Below are 21,293 nucleotides of genomic sequence, written 5' to 3'. Positions count from 1 at the left end.
CGGTATGCTCTCTGGTTTTGGTTTTTAATTATGCCGAACTACTTAGTCATATTTAAATTGGGACTAGATTTGCAGAAAGACGCTTGAAGACAAGCCGTTCATTCTCGATATCGACAAAAATTGTATCTCCATCTGTAAATTCGCCTCGTAGAATACCCTTCGCAATTTGCGTTTCCAGTTGACGCTGAATGATCCGCTTGAGTGGACGCGCCCCATAGACAGGATCGTAGCCAACTTCAGCAAGAAAATCCAAGGCAACATCGGCAATTTTTAGAGTCATGCGACGATCGCTTAAACGTTTTTCTAAGCGCTGAACCTGTAGCTTGACAATCCGTCGCAATTCATCTCGACGCAGCGCATGGAAGATCACGATTTCATCAATGCGGTTGAGGAACTCAGGACGGAAGCTCGCTCGCATTGATTCCATCACCCGCTCGCGCATTTCTTCATGGCGGGAGTCATCGCCAGCAATATCGAGAATATACTGAGAGCCAACATTACTGGTCATGATGATAATGGCGTTCTTAAAGTCTACGGTGCGACCTTGGGAATCAGTAACCCTTCCATCATCAAGAATTTGCAGCATGATGTTAAAGACATCGGGATGTGCTTTCTCAATTTCATCAAAGAGAATGACAGCATAGGGGCGACGACGCACAGCTTCGGTCAATTGACCACCTTCCTCATAACCGACATAGCCAGGAGGTGCGCCCACCAAGCGAGAAACGCTGTGTTTCTCCATATACTCAGACATATCGATCCGCACCATCGACTCTTCTGTATCAAAGAGATAGGCGGCGAGAGCTTTGGCGAGTTCAGTTTTACCAACTCCCGTTGGTCCTAAGAAAATAAAACTAGCGATCGGGCGATTGGGATCCGCCAGCCCCGCCCGCGATCGCTGAATAGCATCGGCGATCGCCGTAACTGCTTCTTCTTGACCGATGACGCGATCATGAAGCACATTTTCTAGTTGGAGAAGCTTTTCCTTCTCAGATTCTACGAGCTTGCTCACGGGGATACCCGACCACTTGGAGATGATTTCGGCAATATCCTCTTCGGTAACTTCCTGACGCAGTAGCGATCGCCCAGAATTTTTCGCTTCCTCTAAATTGACCTCGGCAATTTCCAACTGACGTTGGAGGTCGGTAAGTTTGCCATATTTCAATTCAGCCGCCTTGCTCAGATCGTAATCACGTTCGGCTTGTTGGATTTCCACATTCACATGGGCAATGTCTTCCTTGATCTTGCCGAGGTTGTCAATCACCTGCTTTTCCGCTTCCCATCGCGCTTTGAGAGTAGTTTGTTCTTCTTTCAATCCACCCAGTTCTTTATTCAACTTTTCGAGCCGATCGAGGGATTCGCGATCATTTTCCTTCTTTAATGAAAGACATTCCATTTCCAGTTGAATTACTTTGCGATTGATTTCGTCAAGCTCTTCGGGTTGCGAAGTGATTTCCATTTTTAATTTCGCAGCAGCTTCATCAACGAGGTCAATCGCTTTGTCAGGCAAAAAGCGATCGCTAATGTAGCGATTAGAAAGGGTGGCGGCTGCCACTAAAGCCGTATCGGATATTTTGACATTGTGATGGGATTCGTAGCGATCGCGCAGACCGCGAAGGATCGAGATCGTATCTTCGACATTGGGCTGATCGACATAGACCTGTTGAAACCGTCGTTCGAGCGCGGCATCTTTCTCAATATATTTACGATATTCATCGAGGGTAGTCGCACCAATGCAACGCAGTTCCCCCCTTGCCAACATCGGTTTTAACAAGTTACCAGCATCCATAGCCCCCTGAGTCGCACCTGCACCCACAACGGTATGAATCTCATCGATAAAGAGAATAAATTGACCGCTTGATTCGGTAACTTCCTTCAGAACCGCCTTCAGTCTTTCTTCAAATTCGCCACGATATTTCGCTCCCGCAATCAGTCCACCCATATCTAGGGCGATCAGCTTGCGACCTTGGAGAGATTCAGGAACATCACCACTCAAAATCCGTTGGGCGAGTCCTTCGGCGATCGCCGTTTTGCCAACTCCAGGTTCACCAATTAAAACGGGATTGTTTTTGGTGCGGCGCGACAAAATCTGGATCGTGCGGCGAATTTCATCATCGCGACCAATCACGGGATCAAGTTTACCCTCACGGGCTAATTCCGTAAGATCGCGACCATATTTGGTCAATGCTTCATATTTATTTTCGGGAGTTTGGTCGGTCACTTTTTGATTGCCTCGGACTTGCTGAATAACATTGCGGAGCTTGGTTTCATCCAATCCCATTTCTTGATAGAGCTGTTTGCCAAAGCGTTCATCTTGGCAATAGGGTAAAAGGATATGTTCAATAGAGATAAAATCATCCCCAAAACTTTTGCGTTCCTTTTCAGCGCGATCGAGTAGCACATCTAAGTTTTTGCCTAGGTACACACTGCTGTTAGAACTAGAAACCTTGGGCTGTCGATTGATAAACTCATCAGTGCGATCGCGTAAACGTTGAATGTTTAGCCCCGCTTTACTAAAAATACTAGCCGCTAGTCCCTCTTCATCTAGTAAGGCTTTGAGCAAATGTTCAGGTTCAATTTGCTGTTGCTGAGACGCTTTCACCACATCGGGTGTCCTTGCGATCGCTGCCCAAGCTTTTTCGGTAAACTGATTAGGATTTGTCGGTTGCATCGCGAGTTGCCTCCTGTGGTCGGGTTTAGAGATGATTTTAGAGATCGATAAATATCTATTGTGAATATTTTAGAGTGTCTCCCTTTTAAACAGGATCGGTTCTACATTGCTAAAGGGTGCGTGTTTCCGTACAAATCTCCTTTAGCGCCACTTTTTAGCTCAAAATAAGTAGAGCGTCACAAGCAGTGGCGTGCGCCACTGCTTGTGGGGTTTTAATTTTAATGGGGAGGGACTATGTATTGGCGATCGCTGAAAAACAGATAAAATATTAAATATCTCTCACCAATAAGATTTCCCGATACTTGTCTTATGACCCTAAATAAAGTTCATCTCGTGGGACGGGCAGGGCGCGATCCCGAAGTTAAATATTTCGAGTCTGGTTCGGTAGTTTGCAAATTTACAGTTGCCATCAACCGAGTTACGAGCAACCGCGACGAACCGCCCGATTGGTTTGACTTAGAAGCTTGGGGCAAAACCGCCGAAATTGCTTCCAACTATGTCAAGAAAGGTAGTTTAGTAGGCGTTGTTGGCTCCCTGAAGTTCGATCGCTGGAACGATCGCTCTACGGGAGAAGAACGCCAAAAATCGGTAATCCTGATCGATCGCCTTGAGTTGTTAGGCTCGCGCAAAGACAATGAAGCTGCCAGCAACAGCGGCAGCTATGACGATGATTTTTAGGCTGATCCAGAAGATTGTTGCGGCGCGAAGCGCCGCAACAATCTTCTGGGTTTTGTTTTTGTCCTAACATAACTGGCTACTGCTATATAACGTGAGTTCGGGATAATTTGAAACGAGCTTTGATAAAGGGTTTGCTACGCAAACCCTCTCTCAAAACCCAAAAATAAAAGCCTTGCTACGCAAGGCTTTTATTTTTAGCTTGGAAAGTTTGCCTGCCAAACCCGAAATGGCGTTATTTAGCAGTTCGGTTAAATACGGTTTTCCGACTCAAAAGCCTTTGAGCATATCGGTAAAAATATCTAAATATATTTTTACCGATATGCTCAAAGGCATTAATTATGTTTAACCTTGGCGAACTTAACTCCAGTAACAATCTTTTACTTGATTACCTCAAGAAACAATCACCTGAGACATTAGCCACTGTCGCTCAGTCAGTAACACCAGAAGCGCAGCAAATTATCAATCAAAATATTCAAAATTTGCTAGGTATGTTGCCCCCACCCCATTTCAATGTCAGTATCACCACTGACCGTGAAAACTTAGCAGGACTGATTGGCTCAGCGATGATGACTGGCTATTTCATTCGTCAAATGGAAACCAGAATGCAGTTAGATCATTCCCTATCCTCTGTGTCGAGTCCTGAATAAACTAACGCCAGTTTGAGTTAAGCTGGCAAATTTTAAAATCCCAAAAGTAAAAGCCTTGCTATGCAAGGCTTTTACTTTTGGGATTTGATAAAGGGTTTGCGTAGCAAACCCTTTATCAAATCCCGTTTCAAATTATCCAGAACTCACGTTACTTATGCTTCGAGTGAAAACGGATCCCCAAGAACACATCGTATAAAAAGCCAGCTAGATCGGGCATCTTGAAAATCCCTAGGGTCTGCGGTGAACCATTGGCATCAAGCAATGGCTTCATTTGATAGTAAGCCCTCTCATAATAGTACCAAGGTACATTTGGCCATAAATGGTGAACCAAATGATAATTCTGACCTAAAAGTAAGATATTGAGAAACTTACTGGGATAAACGCGAGCATTTTTCCAACGCGATCGCTCTACAAAAGGACGATGGGGGAGGTAATCAAAAAACAATCCGAGCAAAAGCCCCATCACTGCGGCAGGAACAAACCAGAAGTTCATCATATAGCCCAGAAATCCATAGTGATAGCCAACAAAAATCGTTGCTACCACGATCGATCGGCTGATCGCCCATTCCAATAATTCGTAATTACGCCACAGACGACGCTGGAAAAAGAAAACTTCATGATAGAAAAATCGCGCGGCAATCAACCACAAAGGTCCACCCGTCGAAACAAAATGATCTGGATCATCCTCTTCATCATTTACATGGGCATGGTGCTGCATATGGACGCGAGTAAATACGGGAAATACAAATCCTTGTAGGATAGCGGCAATATGTCCGATCGCCGCATTCACAATACGATTGGGGTGAGCGACATTATGACAGGCATCGTGGATGACGGTTCCCAATACATAGAGCGCCGAAAAATTACAAAGAAATACTAGCCAGTGTGCCCAGCCCCATACCCAATACCCTGTCGTTGATGCAGTTGCTAAAACAATTGAACCTAATAGCAGTAGTATTGTTGGATTAAATCCCTGTGCTGCGCCCATCAGACCGATTGGAACAGTTAGGGCTCTGCCCTGCTGCTGCATTGTGTCACTCCTTTCTCAAATTTCCTATCTTTAACTATTTTCAACAAGCGGCTGTGCGCCATGAACTGAGAGCTATTGGCTTACAAGTTACATGAATCAAATATTTTTGATTGTTGCGTTTTATTACATTTTTTATTATCCTCTATGCTACCGATAATAGAGCGAGATTGCAACTTTGATTTTGAGGCAATAATAAAATTTTTGATGCTTTCTCCCAATCCCCGTGAATAATTGGTGCGGAGCGACTTTACTCAGAAATTTTACTTATAGATCTCATAGATAGGGTTGGCGTATTTAGGAGCCTTGAGAATGGCTAAAAAACATATTTCTTAACAATTGCCTAGAATATATTTACCGATCGCCTCAATCTTGGATCTATGTACGCCTCTAATCCCGAATTAATTCTGATTGTTGATGATACACCCGTTAATTTAGAAGTTATTTCTGATGCCCTGATTAATGCCAAATTTGAAGTCGCGATCGCGCTTAGTGCCGAGCGCATGTTTAAACTCCTGCAACGACAATCCCCCGATCTGATCTTGCTAGATGTAGAAATGCCAACGATGGACGGATTTGCAACTTGCCAGAAATTGAAATCCATGGAAAGTTGCAAGGAAATCCCCATAATTTTTATGACGGGGCTATCCGATACGGAAAGCAAGACGAGAGGGCTGGAATTAGGAGCTGTAGACTATATTACCAAACCTTTTCAGGAAGCTGAGGTATTGGCGCGTATCAAAAATCATTTACAACTACGACGCTTAACAAAAAACTTAGAGCAGCAAGTATACCAACGCACGATCGAGCTGGAAAAGGCAAACCAACAACTTGCCGAATATTCTTACACTTTAGAACAAAAAGTCCAAAGGCGTACGCAGCAACTCCGTCGTAACGAACAACAACTGCTCTTTTTTGTAGAACATACGCCAGTGGGCGTGGCGATGTTAGACCGACAGATGCGCTACTTAGTCGCTAGTAAGCGATGGTTAAGCGATTATCAATTGGAATCTTTGCCCATTAACCGCTCTCACTATGATGTTTTTCCAAACATCTCTCGGCATTGGCGAGATGCCTATCAAGCGGGGCTAGAGGGCATTGTGACGAGGAATGAAAAGGATCTTTATGTTCGCCCCGATGGAACTCAAGAATGGCTGCGCTGGGAAGTTCGTCCTTGGTACGATGAAACCGACTCCATTGGCGGAATTATTATATTTGGGGAAATTATTACCGATCGCGTCTGTACCGAAATCGCCCTACAGGAACTCAACCAATCCCTAGAAACCAAAGTAAAGCAGCGGACAGAAAACCTCCAAGCCAGTGAGGAACATAATCGCGCCTTGATTTCCGCTATCCCCGATCTATTGCTGCGCGTAAGGCGCGATGGAACCTATATGCCGATGTTTTCTGCGGATCAATCAGATACTGAACCCAGCGCTCACCCCCTTTATCAGGACTTACCCCTTGAACTGCAACAAAATAAACTAAATGCCATTGAAGAGGCGATCGCTACCAATAGGTTACAGGTCTACGAGCAACAATTTATCAAGAATGGTCGCCAATATTATGAAGAAGTGCGGATTACACCTATTAGTCAGGAATATGTCTTACTGATGGTGAGAGATATTAGCGATCGCAAAATTGTAGAACAAAAACTGAAATCTGAGAGTTTAAGGTTGCAAGTGGCCCTAGAAGCAGCGGAAATGGGAACTTGGGAATCAAACTTGGACGAGGGTTACTGGTCTGAGCGCACAGAGGAAATTTTTGGCTTTGCTCCTGGCCAATTTCCTGGCGATCGGGAAGCTTTTCTGAAGTTAGTTTATATTGAGGATCAAGAGCGGGTATTTGAGACCCTGCACCATAGCTTTACCACCCATTCTCCATACAAAATCGAATATCGCATCAATTATCTTAATAGGGAAATTCGTTGGATTGCGGTAAGTGGAAAAGTCGTTGAGACCGAAGATGGCGAAGGTTTTCGGCTCATTGGAGTCGCGATGGATATCACCGATCGGAAACGATCAGATCTCGAAAGAGAAACACTTTTACAAAATCTATCATGGGTAAATAGTGAATTGAAACAGGCGAACCAACAATTGGCAGAATATTCACAAACCTTAGAAAATCGCGTAGAGGAGCGAACCGTCGCCCTAAAATCGGCTCAAGAGCGCATCATCGCTCAAGAAAAACTAGCTTCCCTTGGTACGCTGACGGCTGGTGTTGCCCATGAATTACGCAACCCTCTCAATTTTGTCAAAAATTACGCTGAAGGTTCTATCGAACTAGCGCAGGATCTTCTCGACACGCTGCAACCGACGCTGCAATCTGATGACCCTACATCTCAAGTTATAAAAGCTTTGATTGATGATTTGCAGGAAAACGCTAGCACGATCTGTCGTCATAGCCAACGCGCTGCGGAGATCATTACCAGTATGATGCAACATACTCGCACTGATATTGACAATCACTGTACCCAATTCACCCAAATCAATGAATTACTGAAGGAAGCCATCAATTTGTCATTTCATAGTAAATTTACCAGCGATGACGACTTTTTAGTAACGCTCAATACTAACTACAGTCCCGATGTCGATATTGTGGAGGTAATTCCTACCAATCTCATCCGAGCTTTCATTAATTTAGTTGATAATGCCTGTGATGCAATTCGTTTAAAACTTTTGGAATTAACTAGAAATAATTTGCGAATTGACTCAGAATATAAACCGACCCTCACAGTTTCGACAAGAATGGTTAGCGATCGCGTAGAAATTCGTATACATGATAATGGATATGGTATCGCACCAGAAATCCTATCTAAAGTCCTCGATCCTTTTTTCACAACTAAACCCCCTGGGGCAGGGACAGGACTAGGGCTTTCTCTTACCCATGACATTATAGTTAAGCAACATCAAGGCTCCTTAGATATCGTTAGTAATTTAGGTGAATTTACTGAGGTTACGATCACCTTACCTCAATAATTGATCACCTAAAATTTCCAGCAAATTCCCAAAGACAACAAGCTAAAATTTGCTAGAAATCTGCTTAAATTAATGTTCCCAACAGGAGTTTAGCTTTTATTTCAGATTAAAGTGCGACGGGAACTTGGTCATAGCAAAATGAGAGCTAATGGGATTGGCTTTAATTTTTATATCAGCCTGTGCTAAGGTGAAAACCGCTATAGTTAATGGGGGCTGTCGAAACTAATATTAATCGAGCCATGAAAAATAAATTAAATTTGGTTCTTGTAGTTGATGATGAGGTGGAAATCCAACGTCTCATGCAGCAGCGTTTTAGAAAAAGAATCCAAGCGGGTGAACTTAATTTTCAATTTGCTCAAAATGGGGTAGAAGCGCTTCAGATATTACAAAACAGCGCCATTGATATGGTTCTAACAGATATCAGAATGCCAGAAATGGATGGGTTAACTCTACTTTCTAAGCTAGCCGAGATCGATCGCCCTCTCAAGGCTGTAGTGGTTTCCGCCTATGGGGACATGAAAAACATTCGGACAGCGATGAATCTCGGTGCTTTTGATTTTTTGACTAAGCCCATTAATTTTGAAGATATGGAGGTAACCATTAATAAAACGCTGACCTTCGTTCATCATTTGCAGCAGCAACAACAAAATCTGCAAGAAGCGCAGGAGCGGTTGCATAATTTAAGCTTTTACGATCAATTGACAGGAATCCCCAACCGTAACGGGCTGATCAAACAGGTTACGCAAGGTCTTGACTTCCAAAAATCTCATCAAAAAGACTTTGCCCTTTTGATTATTGATATTGAGCGATATGCAATTATTAAATCGGGATTTGGTCACGCTGTGAGCGATCGCTTATTAGTTGAAGTTGCGCGTCGCTTAGAACAATGGAATGCTCCTTCAAAAATATTAGCTCGCCTAGAAAATAACGAATTTGCTATTTTTTTCCAACCCCTAGAAAGTCTAGAAGTTGTAGAAATTTATATCAAAGAACTCCATCAATTGTTTGAATATCCCATAGAACTAGAGGAGATTAGCATATCCTCACTAATCCATATAGGCGTGGCCTTAAGCGATATTGTCTATGAGAAGGCTGAAGATCTACTCCAAGCCGCAGATACAGCTAATAATTATGCCCGATACGGCTCTGGGACAAGAACAGTCTTTTTTCATCCAAGTATGCAGCAGACAGCTATACAGCGCCTAAATCTAGAGGTGAACTTGCAAGAAGCGATTAAATCCGAGCAATTGCAAGTCCATTACCAACCTATTTTTGCCTTAAATTCAGTCAAGATCGTGGGCTTTGAAGCTTTGGTAAGATGGCAGCATCCAACCCAAGGGTGGATATCTCCCTTAAAATTCATTCCTCTAGCGGAAGAGACGGGACTGATTGTCTTACTTGGTAATTGGGTATTACTGGAAGCCTGTCAGCAGATGGGGCGATGGCAAAAAGAATTTGCTGATATCTGCCCTGATTATATTAGTGTTAATCTTTCGGGATTACAGTTAGTGAGCCCCACATTGCTGCAAAATATTGATAAAAATCTGATGGACGCGGGCTTGAGTGGAGAGAATTTAGTTTTAGAAATTACCGAAACAGTTTTAATGGAAAATATCAGAGATGCGATCGATATTCTCCGAAATTTACGCGAACGGAAGATTGGGTTATCGATTGATGACTTTGGAACGGGTTACTCCTCACTATCCTATCTGCAATCGTTACCCTTAACCGCCTTAAAAATCGATCGCTCTTTTATACAGAATATTGAAACTAATCAAACTAATCTAGAAATCACCGCCACGATTATTGGTTTAGCCAAGCGTTTAGGCTTAAAGGTGATAGCTGAGGGGCTAGAAACAGCCCTACATATTGAGATTTTATCTTCGCTTGACTGTGACTATGGACAGGGTTTTATCTTTTCCCGTCCGATGTCTGCAAATGCGGCAACGGAACTAATTGCAGCGCAATCTATTGATAATTAGTCAAATAAGCTTAAAACCAAAAAACTGTGGCGATCGCTGCGCGATCGCCACAGTTTTTTAATCTAGATTTTAATTATGCCCATCTATAGCTACAGTCACTTGAATTAGGACAAATCAAAACCCAAGAATTAATTGTAGGACAAATCAAAACCCAAGAATTAATTGTAGGACAAATCAAAACCCAAGAATTAATTGTAGGACAAATCAAAACCCAAGAATTAATTGTAGGACAAATCAAAACCCAAGAATTAATTGCAGGACAAATCAAAACCCAAGAATTAATTGGCGGCGCTTCGCGCCGCCAATTAATTCTTGGGTTTTATGTCCTAGTACATTTGGCGACAGCTATACTTATTAACCAGTGAATAAGCCCCTCGTTGTGCGAGTATTAAGCTTCCCTAAACACCAAACTCAACTCTCAATAGTGCTACCCATTTTCTCAACCTTTGTTCGGTCAAATCCGCTTGGTTGGTATCATCAAGTGCCAAGCCGACAAATTTATTGCCTTGTACAGCCCTAGACTCATCGAAGTCATATCCATCCGTAGACCAATAGCCAACAGTTTTACCACCCCGTTCCGTAATTTTTGCTTCTAGGATACCGATCGCATCTAAGAAATTATCTGCATAGCCAACCTGATCGCCACAACCGAAATAAGCAACTTTCTTGCCCGAAAAATCTACATCATCCAATTCAGGGAAAAGTCCTTCCCAATCTGATTGCAACTCACCAATATTCCAAGTTGGACAGCCAATGATTAGGCAATCATAACCTGCAAAATCGCTAATATCCGCCTTCGCAACATCATGCAGATCAACCAATCCCGCACCAAATATTCTTTGAATTTCTGCTGCGGCACTTTCTGTATTCCCCGTCTGAGTTCCGTAAAATAGACCGATAGTCATTCTGTTTCTCCTAATTAATTTTTGAAATATTTTTTTATCCCAATTCAAGAAATGGCTACGCCATTTCTTGAATTAAAAACCCTTGCTAGGTTTAGTTTTCAATTCGCAAAAGTGTGGTCACACTTTAGGCAAGGTTAAATAATGATTGATAATGATTGCGCCAGCTAATCAATTCTTCAAGCCGCAGTTGATTTAAAGCTCGCGTCATGGTTATTCGCGTTGCTCCATTGGTTATCGTTGAATCAGCCCCATCAGCACCCAAAAGTTGACCAGATAAGTGAGTGAAGCGATCGCTAATAGGCTCCCCAGAAACATCGCCATATTTTTGTTCTCTTAGAATTTGAGAAGAATTAACAAATAAAATGAAAGAAAATAAAATCCTGTGTCTTGCGCTGTGCCGAAGGCACAGGACTTTAGATCTACTCAGTTAGACCAACTGTAAAAATGGCGTTGCCATTTTGGAAATCTCAAAACCTTACTGGGTTTGTTTTTTAATTCACTGAAGTGAGCCAACACTTCAGTGAATTGGTATTAGAAGATTGCTTGAGATTTAAGAACCAAGATCGATAAGCTGAAAGCTATTCTGCGGATGTAGTGGTCATGTTAAGAGCCCGACTAATGAGACTGAAATCAAAACCAGAAGCTTTGAGCGCATGGTATAAATGTCCTTGCAAGAAGAAAAACGCTAAAATAAAGTGAGCATTAGCTAGCCAGCATCTAGGGGTATGTGCGCCCAATGGCAAATTCACCGTATCCGCATAGAAAGGCATTACGCTTAACTTCACTTGCAAAGCTTCACCATAGAACTCCACTGGATAGGCGAGAGTATTGACAGCACAGAAATAGGAAGCCACAAACCCCGCCAGTGCAATGCCTCCCAAGGAATAGGAAAGAATAGCTTCACTAGAGAAGATGAGAACTTTCTTCGCCCAAGCTAGGGGTGGCACAATGATATGCCATACTCCGCCAGCTAAAAGCATAATTCCTACATAAATATGTCCGCCCACAAGATCTTCGAGGCTATTGACATTAGCAAAATGGGTTTGATAACCATAAATGGTCAATGGATTGAGGGTTGGTTCCGTCACCACTCTCACAGCATGAATAGTAGCATCATAGAGCCCACCGAAATACATAGCCTTGGCAGCCAGTAATAAGGCTCCCGCCCCTAAGAACAGTAAATGATGTCCCAAAATAATCCCTAATTTGCGCGAGTCATTCCATTCAAAGTGGAAGTTTTTCGCAAAGCCATTGAGTCCCTTGAGACTAGCAGGAGTCTTGGTCAGGTGAAACAATGCGCCAGCCGCTAAAACTGCGGACGAGATTAGGTGCAACGCGCCAATCACAAAATAGGAATAAGTATCAATAATTACGCCTCCTTCCCCAACACCAATACCTAAAGAGGCAAGATGGGGTAGCAAAATTAGCCCTTGATTGCCCATGGGTAGATCGGGTCTATACCATGAAATTTCATACAAAGTAAACGCTCCTGCCCAGAAAGTGACTAGGGCTGCTTGAGCAACATGGGCAACAATAAAGAGTCCTGACAAGTCAGCAAAACGGGCATTCCCCGCCCACCATTCATAGCGAATAGCAGTCTTTTTCGCGGTATTTTCAGTGATTTGCATAGTTAATTAGATCGACAATAAGTCATCAAGAATAGGATTTTGTTATTACAGCTAATAGGAATTACTTGCAATAATTTTTCTTTGCTAATCCTACAAGAGAATTTTTTATTGAGAATTAGTTTCATTAAAATCTTAACAAAACTTAATCATAAATTTTGAGTATGATGGAATTGGTATCTTCCCTTTGAACTATCTATGCAACTTGCTTCAGAACAACGTACAAAACTTGATAACTCCGATGATGCGCTGTTCTATGACCATCCTCGTTTTGTTACACATGTAGACGATCGCTTTATTCAACAACTCACCGATCTCTACCGTCAAAAACTACAGGTAAATACGCGTATTCTTGACTTGATGAGTAGTTGGGTGTCACATCTCCCCGCAGAAATGGAGTTTGAGCATGTAGAAGGGCATGGACTAAATGCAGCGGAATTGGCTCGCAACCCGCGTTTAGATCACTATTTTGTCCAAAATCTCAATCAACAGCAGTTATTACCCTTTGCCGATCGCTCTTTTGATGCCGTGTTAAACACAGTCTCCGTGCAGTATTTACAATATCCAGAGCGCGTATTTGCAGAAATTCATCGGATTCTAAAAGTCGGTGGCATTGCGATTATTAGCTTCTCGAATCGGATGTTTTATCAAAAAGCAATTCAAGCATGGCGGGATGGAGAAGAAAGCGATCGCACAAAGTTAGTCTTCAAATATTTTGCTTCAGTTCCTCAAGGTTTTACTCGCCCAGAGTTGGTGGCAAACGTTCCACCTAGCTCTCCTTTCTTAGCAATGCTGGGTATGGCTAGCAGCGATCCCTTTTATGCCGTAATCGCCACTCGCGCTTCCGAGTAAATAATTTTGTAGTTGAGAAGGGATTATAGCTAAGTAGAAGAATGGAATAGAGAGTGAGATTCATGATAAGTAAGTAGCTAGGCATAAGTAAACTTAAAACCCAAAAGAGCATACCGCCCGCTGCGCGGGCGGTATGCTCTCTGGTTTTGGTTTTTAATTATGCCTAGCTGCTTAAATGATTTGCTTAACATGAATTTTAGGACTTACGCAATGCTAACGAGTTTACTGGGTATTGGATAGATGTGGCGCGAGCGAAGCCCGCGCCACATCTATCCAATGCGTAATACCAATTCCCAAAATGGCGTTGCCATTTTGGGAATCTCAAAACCTTACTGGGTTTGGTGTTTAATTCACAAAAGTGTTGTCACACTTTCGTGAATTGGTATAAGTCCTAAATTTGAAGGATGAAATAGGTTTAGAGATAAATGTCAAACTTATGTCAATTTCTAGTGAAATAGAAGGATAAAATGAAATGACTGATGTTTTAGTGATTGGTGGTGGTGTTATTGGGCTGGCGACAGCGATCGCCCTTTCGCAAAAGGGAGCAAATGTTACGATCGTTGAGCGCGAACTCTGCGGACGTGGAGCAACTTGGGCGGCGGCGGGAATGCTTGCCCCTGAGGCAGAAAAATTAGAAGGAGATCTCTTAAGTTTTGGGATCCGTAGTCGTGATATGTATCCCCAATGGATTGCGAACTTGATGCGGTTATCAGGACAAGATTGCGGTTATTGGTGTTGTGGGATGCTTGCTCCAGTTCTTTCGGAAAGCGATCGCCAAGCCATCGCCAAACATCCCCAATATATCAGTCTTGAAGAATCCCGTCAGCGTCAATCTGGTTTAGGGGAATCGATTTTAGGTGCGCTCTGGTTGCCTGAAGATGGACAGGTCAATAATCGTAAGCTTGCAACAGCTTTATTAGGAGCGGCGCGATCGCTCTCGATTAAAATCCTTGAAGGCACGACGGTTTATCAAATCGTCCGCGACAGCCATCGCGTCACGCACCTCGATACCAGTGCGGGTAAATTGCAAAGCGATCGCTATGTGCTAGCCACAGGGGCATGGACGCGATCGCTATTGCCTTTACCGATCAAGCCCATTAAGGGGCAGATGCTTTCAGTGTTTGATCGCGATCGCAAATTGCAACGCGTAATTTATGCACCCAATTGCTATATCGTGCCGCGTCAAGATGGAACGATCGTAATTGGGGCAACGGTCGAAGATGTGGGTTTTGATCAGGGCAACAATGCCGCAGGTATTGCTCAGTTATTAAACCGAGCGATCGCGGTTTATCCTGCGATCGCCAATATGCCAATCACCGAAACATGGTGGGGATTTCGACCTCACGCTCCCAATGAAATTCCGATTTTAGGATCTAGCGATTACGAGAATCTCATTTTAGCCACGGGACATTATCGGAATGGAATTCTTTTTGCACCAATCACAGCGAAACTCATTGCCGAATTGATCATTGATGGCATCACTGATTCTATCTATTTGCAATAATACCAAGTGATACCAAAGCTCAAAATGGCGTAGCCATTTTGAGCTTTGGTATCACACTTTCGTGAATTGGTATTAAGTAGCGTTAAAACCTAAAGAGAGTAACGCCCACGTAGCGGGCGGTACTCTCTTTAGCTTTTGTTTTTTAATTATGCCTAGCTACTTAGTGAGGTGGACTAAATTGGCGATCGCAACTTTCGATGACCCGATCCCAAATAGCAAAATGGAGTTCTTTATTCCGTTTGCGATCGCTTTTTATCTCTAAAACTTGCGTTCCTTGGCTATTTAAAGAATTAGTTACGGAATTGCGAAAATCTTGCCAATCTTTAATGAGAATATGTTCGCAATCATAGGCGGAGACGATCGGCGCAAAATCGAGGGCATGACTCGTACCGAAGAATTCCTCAAAGGTATCCTCGAATTGAGAAATGGGCAATAGATCGAAAATACCGCCACCATCGTTATTTAAGAGAATTACTGTGAGAGAAATAGGGTATTTTTTGGCGGCGAGCAGTCCATTGAGATCGTGGTAGAAGGCAAGATCGCCACAAAGGAGCACCATGGGGTGATCGCATCCCCATGCCGCACCGAGGGCACTCGATAGAGTTCCATCGATGCCATTAGCGCCGCGATTCGCTAAGACCGTAATGGGGCGATCGCTATGGAAAAATGTATCCAGATCGCGGATGGGGGTGCTACTTGCCACATAAATATAGGTATGCGTGGGAAGCAGTTCGGCAAGTTCCGCATAAACCTTACCATCGAACAATTCGTCAATCGTGGCGAGAGATTTCCTAATTACATCTTCAGTGATACTTTCGGCTAGTTCAAAATCTAATCGCCATTGTTTGTCTTGCCACATGGGCTGGGCATAGTTCTCTAAGTAATGGGCTAATTGTTCGCAAAAGTTGACGGGATAGACATTGAGCGATTGGGTAATGCCATGGGTGGGATCGCTATTGGTGCTACCGACCACGATTTGTTGACAGTTAATATGTTTCTGTAACCAGACGAGATAGCTTTTAGAAGTAGGCATTGCGCCAAAGCGAATCACCATTTGCGGAACATGGGTGTTACAGAAGTTTGCCGATCGCAAAAAGCTATCGTAATGTCCGATCTCATTATGACGACTTGCTCCTGTGGCTTCAATCAGTAAGGGATAGCCCGTCGCTCTTGCCAGACGGCGTACAACCTCTAAAAACTCTGGTGGTGAGTCGTATACGCCCACAACAAGCACCCCATGAGGATGGCTGATAATTTGATTGGCAATGGTGGCGATCGCATCCATACCCAACGAACGCATTCCTGTCATCACTTGACTATAGGCTCCGCCCGATGGATTCCCAAATATCGCTTCGGGACTGCTAAGTTCTAGATCGTCGGGTATATCCTCAGGAACGGGAATCGGTGGCATCGGATCGGGAAAGGGAAAGTTAAGATGTACCGCCCCTGCGGGCTCGTCACCTTTACCGAGCGCCATGCTCACACTCCGACTAACGAGCGATCGCAGGTAACGCAGTCGCAACCCCAGAATCTCAGGCGTGCCTACTTCAAAGAAGTAACGCACATATTTCCCGTAAATATTAATCTGATCGATCGTTTGTCCCGAACCACAATCACGCATTTCAGGAGGGCGATCGGCAGTTAAGACGACGAGGGGAATGCGGCTATAGTAAGCCTCAATAATGGCAGGATAATAGTTAGCGGCGGCTGTTCCCGAAGTACAAAGAAGGGCGACAGGAGCCCTTTGCACCTTGGCTAAACCTAGGGCAAAGAAGCTACTCGATCGCTCGTCAATATGTACCAAAAGCTGCAAGTCGGGGAAGCGATCGCGCATTTCGGCGAAAGCGATTACCAGTGGCGTAGATCGCGATCCTGGAGAAATACATACTGTCCGCACTCCCGACCGATAGAGTTCTTCGGCAACGATGCTTGCCCAGACTGTATTGCGATTGGCGCTATTCATTGGATCGCAGTTCCATTAGTACTAAACCGAATGCTATAACCCAGTTCCCCTAAAAGTTGGCGTAAAATTGGCAAGCTCAGTCCCAACACATTGGTATGACAGCCTTCGATCTTTTCAATAAGTAAGCCCCCCATCTTTTCCATCGTGAAGCATCCTGCACAGCACAGGGGTTCGCCAGATTCGGCATAGCTCACAATTTCTGCATCCGTAGCATCCGCAAAATATACTTTAGTCACGCCATAGCGCATCGCCGAACGTTGAGTCTTGGCATCAATCAAACAATGTCCCGTATAGAGTTCGCAATAGTTACCCCGCATCTTTTGCCATGTGGCGATCGCGATTTCTTTGGAGTCAGGTTTACCGTAAATTATGCCGTTAAGATACATGATCGAGTCACAACCCATAATTAGCGCATTCTGTCCCGTAAATTCGGCGGCGATCGCCTTTGCCTTGCACTGTGCTAGGGTCAGCACCAAGGACATCGGATCGCTCACCTGAATCGCATCTTCGTCAAAGTGACTAACTCGGATAATTGGTTTGATACCTGCATTTTCTAAAATGCTCTTGCGAGTAGGAGATGCGGAAGCGAGGACAAAAATAGGATGGGACATAGGAGCTAACAGGGTAAACAAGACAGAAGTTCGTAATTGGTAATAACTGCTCTCCCCTCTACCCTAGCGTATTTTTAACGTCAGTTCGGGTTAAGCTGACAAATTTTAAAAGCCCCAAAGTAAAAGCCTTGCTAAGCAAGGCTTTTACTTTGGGACTTTGAGAAAGGGTTTGCTACGCAAACCCTTTCTCAAAGCCCGTTTTAATACCAATTCCCAAAATGGCTACGCCATTTTGGGCTTTGAGAACCCTTACTGGATTTGGTTTTTAATTCACGAAAGTGTTGTCACACTTTCGTGAATTGGTATTATAGCTACAGTCACTTGAATTAGGACAAATCAAACCCCAAGAATTGACTGGCGGCGCTTCGCGCCGCCAGTCAATTCTTGGGGTTTATGTCCTAGTACATTTGGCGATAGCTATACTTATTCGCTTAGCTTTGGCATTTGCCAAATATCGATATTTTTGTCTTGACTACTGCTAATTAATTTCAGATTGTCTGGAGTAATTACTAGGGATGTAACTAGATCGGTATGACCGATAAAGTTCCAAATTTGAGATTTTGTTTGCAGATTCCATAAGCGAATGGAGTTAGGGTTATCCTTGCCACCGCTCAAGAGATATTTGCCATCGCTAGTAATGGCGATCGCACCGATCGCATCTTCATGTCCATTAAGGGTATATAGCTGCTTACCTGAAGCCATATCCCAAACCCGAATAACTCTATCCCCGCCCCCACTAATTACTTGTTTCCCATTAGGGGTAATCAAGACACAGGTTACCCCCGCCAAAGCCCCCTTCAAGGTGTGTAAAGCCTCACCCGTTTTCACATCCCAGATTATTAAAGTCTTGTCGCGACTGGCACTGATGACAAATTTTCCATCCGTCGAAATCGCTAACCCCCAAATTTTATCCGTATGTCCCTTTAGCGATCGCCAGAGCTTCCCCGTTGAGATTTGCCAAAGATTGATTTCATTGTCATAGCTACCACTTGCTAGCAGGTCACTCGCAGGAGCGATCGCCAAACTATTAATCAGGTTGGTATGTCCGCTTAGGGTTTTGAGAATTTTCCCTGAAGCGATATCAATAATTTTGATATTTTTATCTTGCCCAGCAGTGATAATTTGGGAATCCGAGACAAAGACTACCGCACGTACCCATCCACCCCGATCCTTAATTTCCTTGATAGGGCTAGTATTATCCCCTTCCAATTCCCAAAGTTTCACAGTTCCATCATCACTGGCACTGGCGATCGTCTTGCCATCTGGACTCACCGCTACACTTTGCACCGTATCAGTATGTCCTTGCAAAAACTTGATTGGGGTTAAACGTTTTTGCTGAAACGATGGTAGCTGGATGCTGATCTCTTCAAAATTACCGATCGCCGAAACCTTAATTACCGTGCCGATGCTCAGTCCCACGATGGAAGCGATCAATACAGAGGCAGCTAATAGGATGGGAGAAGTTGGCTTACGAGTCGATTCTTTAAGCGCTTTTTTAATTAATTTTCGTTTCGATTTATTCTTGTCATTGGGGGCAAGCCGATCAAGTTGTTCGATTTCCTTGATAATTTTAAGAATCGATTCGCAATTAATGGGGCGATCGCTGGGCTTTCTCGCAATGAGGGCATCGAGCAGATCGGCAAACTCTTCGGAAATATCAGGAGCAAAGCCTCGCCACTCAAACACATCGCGATGGGGATTGTAAGTATCAAGGGGATATTTCCCCGTCACGAGATGGATCATTGTACAGCCGAGGGCATAAAAATCCGACTGTGGTACGGCAAAACCCTTTTCCTGCTCAGGGGAGGTGTAGCCTACCGAGCAAATGCTCGTTACGCCTTGCACGCCACCAATTTTGGCGAGATAGGTATGGGTCGCTTCGCGGGCAGTCCCAAAATCGATCAAAACCAGTTGCCCCGACGGAGACAACATAATATTGGCGGGCTTGATATCGCGATGGAGATATTTGTTGCGATGTACTAGGGACAGAATATCCATTAGTTGGCGTAGCCAGACGATCGCCCGTTTTTGAGCGATCGGTTTTCTATCCCTTTGATTGATCCATTGTTCGAGATTCACCCCCTCAATTTTTTGCATAATAATGCCATGTACCATTGTTCCATTGGCAAGATCGTGATGGATATAGTTCTCGATTTTGGGTATTCCCGCATGTTCGATCTGCCCTAATACATAAGCTTCCTGCTGAAACAAAGAGACAGCTTTACTATCTGCGTTCAAATCCTGTTTGAGAACCTTCAGGATTTTGGCATGACCTGCGGGATTAACTACTTCATATACCACCCCAAACCCCCCAGTATCGCTCAAGAGCTTAGTGACCGTATAACAACCATCAATCAGCAATTCAGAACCACATCCCTGACAATTGAGGGATTTATCATTGTCAGGATGATTGGGGATGGGGCAAGCGGGATTAATGCATAAAGGCATGGTGTTTTCGCATGTACCAGTCTGGATTTACTATATAGCTAATCAAATAAAAACTTGCAAATATGCCCCCAGCCATAATGCTCACGATCGCTCAAACATGAAATTCCCCAGCAGAAGTAATAAAGGCTAACTGATCCTGACTAATGTTGCCCAATAATTTGCTGGTTGTATCCCGAAGAGAAGTTAGCAACAAGCCCAAAGATGAGTGGCGGCGCTTTGCGCCGCCACTCATCTTTGGGATTGTTGCTATATAATTCATGCAAAAATCTCTCCCGCAATGCGCCCTTAAACTAAATTAACAATTCATGCTCGAATACATCACCACCCTCTTTATTAATGCAGCCATCTTTGCTCTGTTTAGTCTGGGGCTAAATCTCCAATGGGGCTTTGCAGGTTTAGTCAACTTTGGTCATGTTGCCTTTATGACCGTTGGAGCCTATACAACTGTGTTGTTGAGCCTGAGTGGCGTACCTTGGGTATGGGCTTTTCTCATTGCGGCGGCGATCGCTGGTTTACTGGGGATCGCGATCGGTAGCACGGCTCTCAAACTCCGTGAAGACTACCTAGGGATCGTGACGATCGGCGTATCGGAACTGGTGCGACTCATCGCCAATAACGAAGAATGGCTGACCAAAGGGACGAGGGGAGTACAAGACTTTCCACTTCCTCTAGTTAATCTCGTATCGCGCCAAAACTATTCCTTTGTTCTTGCGGCATTATTACTCGTGATCGTCGTCGTTGTGTACTGGCGTTTAGAGTGGCTAGTGCGATCGCCTTGGGGCAGAGTACTCAAAGCAATTCGGGAAGACGAAGAAGTGGTCAAGGCTCTGGGGAAAAATGTGTTTTGGTACAAACTACAAGCCTTCGCGATCGGTGGAGCGATCGGGGGGATGGCTGGAGCCTTTTATGCTTGGCAATTAACGACGGTCTATCCCGATAATTTTGTCCCGCTGATTACCTTCCAAGCATGGACAATTATCACCATTGGCGGCGCGGGCAATAATCTGGGAGTAATTATCGGTGCGATCATATTTCAGGCTTATAATGCCCTGCCCCGATTTCTCCCAGAGCAAATTCGTGCCGATGGCGGAAGATTTGAAGCAATTCAGCTAATGCTGATCGGGATTACTTTAATCTTGCTCATGGTATGGCGACCCCAAGGGATTTTAGGTAGCAAAAAAGAATTAACTTTAAATCGATAAAAAATCCCAGAAAAATAAGTTGCGGTGCTTCGCACCGCAACTTATTTTTCTGGGATTTTGACAAATTCACACAGCTACAACTAATACCAATTCACAAAAGTGTTGTCACACTTTTGTGAATTTTATAAAACCCAAAAATCTGTGGCGCACGCTGCGCGTGCGCCATAGATTTTTGGGTTTTATAAAAAAAGAGAGGTCGC

At 43.9% G+C, this 21,293-nt stretch carries 14 protein-coding genes; 7 read left to right on the top strand and 7 right to left on the bottom strand.

The features are described 5' to 3' along the window. Positions 1–52: 52 nt before the first annotated feature. Positions 53–2,671 (bottom strand): ATP-dependent chaperone ClpB, encoded by a 2,619-nt coding sequence (gene clpB, locus PseudUWO310_RS03035; protein WP_142598899.1) that lies wholly within the window; start codon positions 2,669–2,671, stop codon positions 53–55. Between the two features lie 309 nt (positions 2,672–2,980). Here clpB and PseudUWO310_RS03030 point away from each other — a divergent pair, with 309 nt between their 5' ends. Together PseudUWO310_RS03030 and PseudUWO310_RS03025 are read left to right on the top strand one after the other, a co-directional pair. Beyond that, on the top strand, positions 2,981–3,349 hold the full coding sequence (locus PseudUWO310_RS03030) for a single-stranded DNA-binding protein (RefSeq protein WP_055074603.1): 369 nt from the start codon (positions 2,981–2,983) through the stop codon (positions 3,347–3,349). Positions 3,350–3,687: 338 nt separating this feature from the next. Further along, on the top strand, positions 3,688–3,996 hold the full coding sequence (locus tag PseudUWO310_RS03025; RefSeq protein ID WP_055074606.1) for a DUF760 domain-containing protein: 309 nt from the start codon (positions 3,688–3,690) through the stop codon (positions 3,994–3,996). A gap of 148 nt (positions 3,997–4,144) precedes the next feature. On the opposite strand, the gene crtR is transcribed toward PseudUWO310_RS03025, so the two are convergent. Then, positions 4,145–5,026, bottom strand: a complete 882-nt coding sequence (crtR, locus tag PseudUWO310_RS03020) for a beta-carotene hydroxylase (RefSeq protein WP_142598897.1) — start codon at positions 5,024–5,026, stop codon at positions 4,145–4,147. A 377-nt stretch (positions 5,027–5,403) separates the two neighbouring features. Here crtR and PseudUWO310_RS03015 point away from each other — a divergent pair, with 377 nt between their 5' ends. Together PseudUWO310_RS03015 and PseudUWO310_RS03010 are read left to right on the top strand one after the other, a co-directional pair. Continuing rightward, positions 5,404–8,001: a response regulator gene (locus tag PseudUWO310_RS03015; protein ID WP_142598895.1), complete on the top strand. Its 2,598-nt coding sequence runs from the start codon at positions 5,404–5,406 to the stop codon at positions 7,999–8,001. Between the two features lie 239 nt (positions 8,002–8,240). Further along, positions 8,241–9,983, top strand: a complete 1,743-nt coding sequence (locus PseudUWO310_RS03010; protein ID WP_142598893.1) for a putative bifunctional diguanylate cyclase/phosphodiesterase — start codon at positions 8,241–8,243, stop codon at positions 9,981–9,983. Positions 9,984–10,381: 398 nt separating this feature from the next. Here PseudUWO310_RS03010 and fldA read toward each other — a convergent pair whose 3' ends face one another. Then, positions 10,382–10,888: a flavodoxin FldA gene (fldA, locus tag PseudUWO310_RS03005; RefSeq protein ID WP_142598891.1), complete on the bottom strand. Its 507-nt coding sequence runs from the start codon at positions 10,886–10,888 to the stop codon at positions 10,382–10,384. 578 nt (positions 10,889–11,466) lie between these two features. Further along, positions 11,467–12,516 carry a chlorophyll a/b binding light-harvesting protein gene (locus PseudUWO310_RS03000; protein ID WP_142598889.1) on the bottom strand — a complete coding sequence of 350 codons (1,050 nt, stop codon included), beginning with the start codon at positions 12,514–12,516 and terminating at the stop codon, positions 11,467–11,469. A gap of 195 nt (positions 12,517–12,711) precedes the next feature. Here PseudUWO310_RS03000 and PseudUWO310_RS02995 point away from each other — a divergent pair, with 195 nt between their 5' ends. Then, a complete protein-coding gene (locus PseudUWO310_RS02995; protein ID WP_142598887.1) occupies positions 12,712–13,365 on the top strand; it encodes a class I SAM-dependent methyltransferase in 654 nt (217 codons plus the stop codon). Between the two features lie 472 nt (positions 13,366–13,837). Then, positions 13,838–14,869, top strand: coding sequence for a glycine oxidase ThiO (gene thiO / locus PseudUWO310_RS02990; RefSeq protein ID WP_142598885.1), 1,032 nt, complete (start codon positions 13,838–13,840; stop codon positions 14,867–14,869). Positions 14,870–15,029: 160 nt separating this feature from the next. Here thiO and menD read toward each other — a convergent pair whose 3' ends face one another. The 3 genes from menD to PseudUWO310_RS02975 form a co-directional block, all read right to left on the bottom strand. Further along, positions 15,030–16,832 carry a 2-succinyl-5-enolpyruvyl-6-hydroxy-3-cyclohexene-1-carboxylic-acid synthase gene (gene menD, locus PseudUWO310_RS02985; protein ID WP_142598883.1) on the bottom strand — a complete coding sequence of 601 codons (1,803 nt, stop codon included), beginning with the start codon at positions 16,830–16,832 and terminating at the stop codon, positions 15,030–15,032. After that, positions 16,829–17,443, bottom strand: coding sequence for a nucleoside triphosphate pyrophosphatase (locus tag PseudUWO310_RS02980; RefSeq protein ID WP_142598881.1), 615 nt, complete (start codon positions 17,441–17,443; stop codon positions 16,829–16,831). The genes menD and PseudUWO310_RS02980 overlap by 4 nt, the downstream gene beginning before the upstream one ends. 423 nt (positions 17,444–17,866) lie before the next feature. Further along, complete coding sequence (locus PseudUWO310_RS02975) at positions 17,867–19,891, bottom strand: serine/threonine-protein kinase (protein ID WP_142598879.1); 2,025 nt, start codon at positions 19,889–19,891, stop codon at positions 17,867–17,869. A 305-nt stretch (positions 19,892–20,196) separates the two neighbouring features. Between PseudUWO310_RS02975 and PseudUWO310_RS02970 the strand changes: the two genes are divergently transcribed. Beyond that, on the top strand, positions 20,197–21,093 hold the full coding sequence (locus tag PseudUWO310_RS02970; RefSeq protein ID WP_009629620.1) for a branched-chain amino acid ABC transporter permease: 897 nt from the start codon (positions 20,197–20,199) through the stop codon (positions 21,091–21,093). Positions 21,094–21,293: the final 200 nt, after the last annotated feature.

This window comes from Pseudanabaena sp. UWO310 (assembly GCF_006861605.1).
In the GTDB taxonomy this organism is placed as follows: domain Bacteria; phylum Cyanobacteriota; class Cyanobacteriia; order Pseudanabaenales; family Pseudanabaenaceae; genus Pseudanabaena.
This window is presented reverse-complemented; position numbering and strand designations above follow the sequence as displayed.

Excerpts from the sequence above, each read along its gene's own strand:
- PseudUWO310_RS03030 (WP_055074603.1), top strand. The coding sequence starts at position 2,981 with ATGACCCTAAATAAAGTTCATCTCGTGGGACGGGCAGGGCGCGATCCC.
- PseudUWO310_RS03000 (WP_142598889.1), bottom strand. The coding sequence starts at position 12,516 with ATGCAAATCACTGAAAATACCGCGAAAAAGACTGCTATTCGCTATGAA.
- clpB (WP_142598899.1), bottom strand. The coding sequence starts at position 2,671 with ATGCAACCGACAAATCCTAATCAGTTTACCGAAAAAGCTTGGGCAGCG.
- PseudUWO310_RS03025 (WP_055074606.1), top strand. The coding sequence starts at position 3,688 with ATGTTTAACCTTGGCGAACTTAACTCCAGTAACAATCTTTTACTTGAT.
- menD (WP_142598883.1), bottom strand. The coding sequence starts at position 16,832 with ATGAATAGCGCCAATCGCAATACAGTCTGGGCAAGCATCGTTGCCGAA.
- PseudUWO310_RS02970 (WP_009629620.1), top strand. The coding sequence starts at position 20,197 with ATGCTCGAATACATCACCACCCTCTTTATTAATGCAGCCATCTTTGCT.
- thiO (WP_142598885.1), top strand. The coding sequence starts at position 13,838 with ATGACTGATGTTTTAGTGATTGGTGGTGGTGTTATTGGGCTGGCGACA.
- PseudUWO310_RS03015 (WP_142598895.1), top strand. The coding sequence starts at position 5,404 with ATGTACGCCTCTAATCCCGAATTAATTCTGATTGTTGATGATACACCC.
- PseudUWO310_RS02975 (WP_142598879.1), bottom strand. The coding sequence starts at position 19,891 with ATGCCTTTATGCATTAATCCCGCTTGCCCCATCCCCAATCATCCTGAC.
- PseudUWO310_RS02980 (WP_142598881.1), bottom strand. The coding sequence starts at position 17,443 with ATGTCCCATCCTATTTTTGTCCTCGCTTCCGCATCTCCTACTCGCAAG.
- PseudUWO310_RS02995 (WP_142598887.1), top strand. The coding sequence starts at position 12,712 with ATGCAACTTGCTTCAGAACAACGTACAAAACTTGATAACTCCGATGAT.
- crtR (WP_142598897.1), bottom strand. The coding sequence starts at position 5,026 with ATGCAGCAGCAGGGCAGAGCCCTAACTGTTCCAATCGGTCTGATGGGC.
- fldA (WP_142598891.1), bottom strand. The coding sequence starts at position 10,888 with ATGACTATCGGTCTATTTTACGGAACTCAGACGGGGAATACAGAAAGT.
- PseudUWO310_RS03010 (WP_142598893.1), top strand. The coding sequence starts at position 8,241 with ATGAAAAATAAATTAAATTTGGTTCTTGTAGTTGATGATGAGGTGGAA.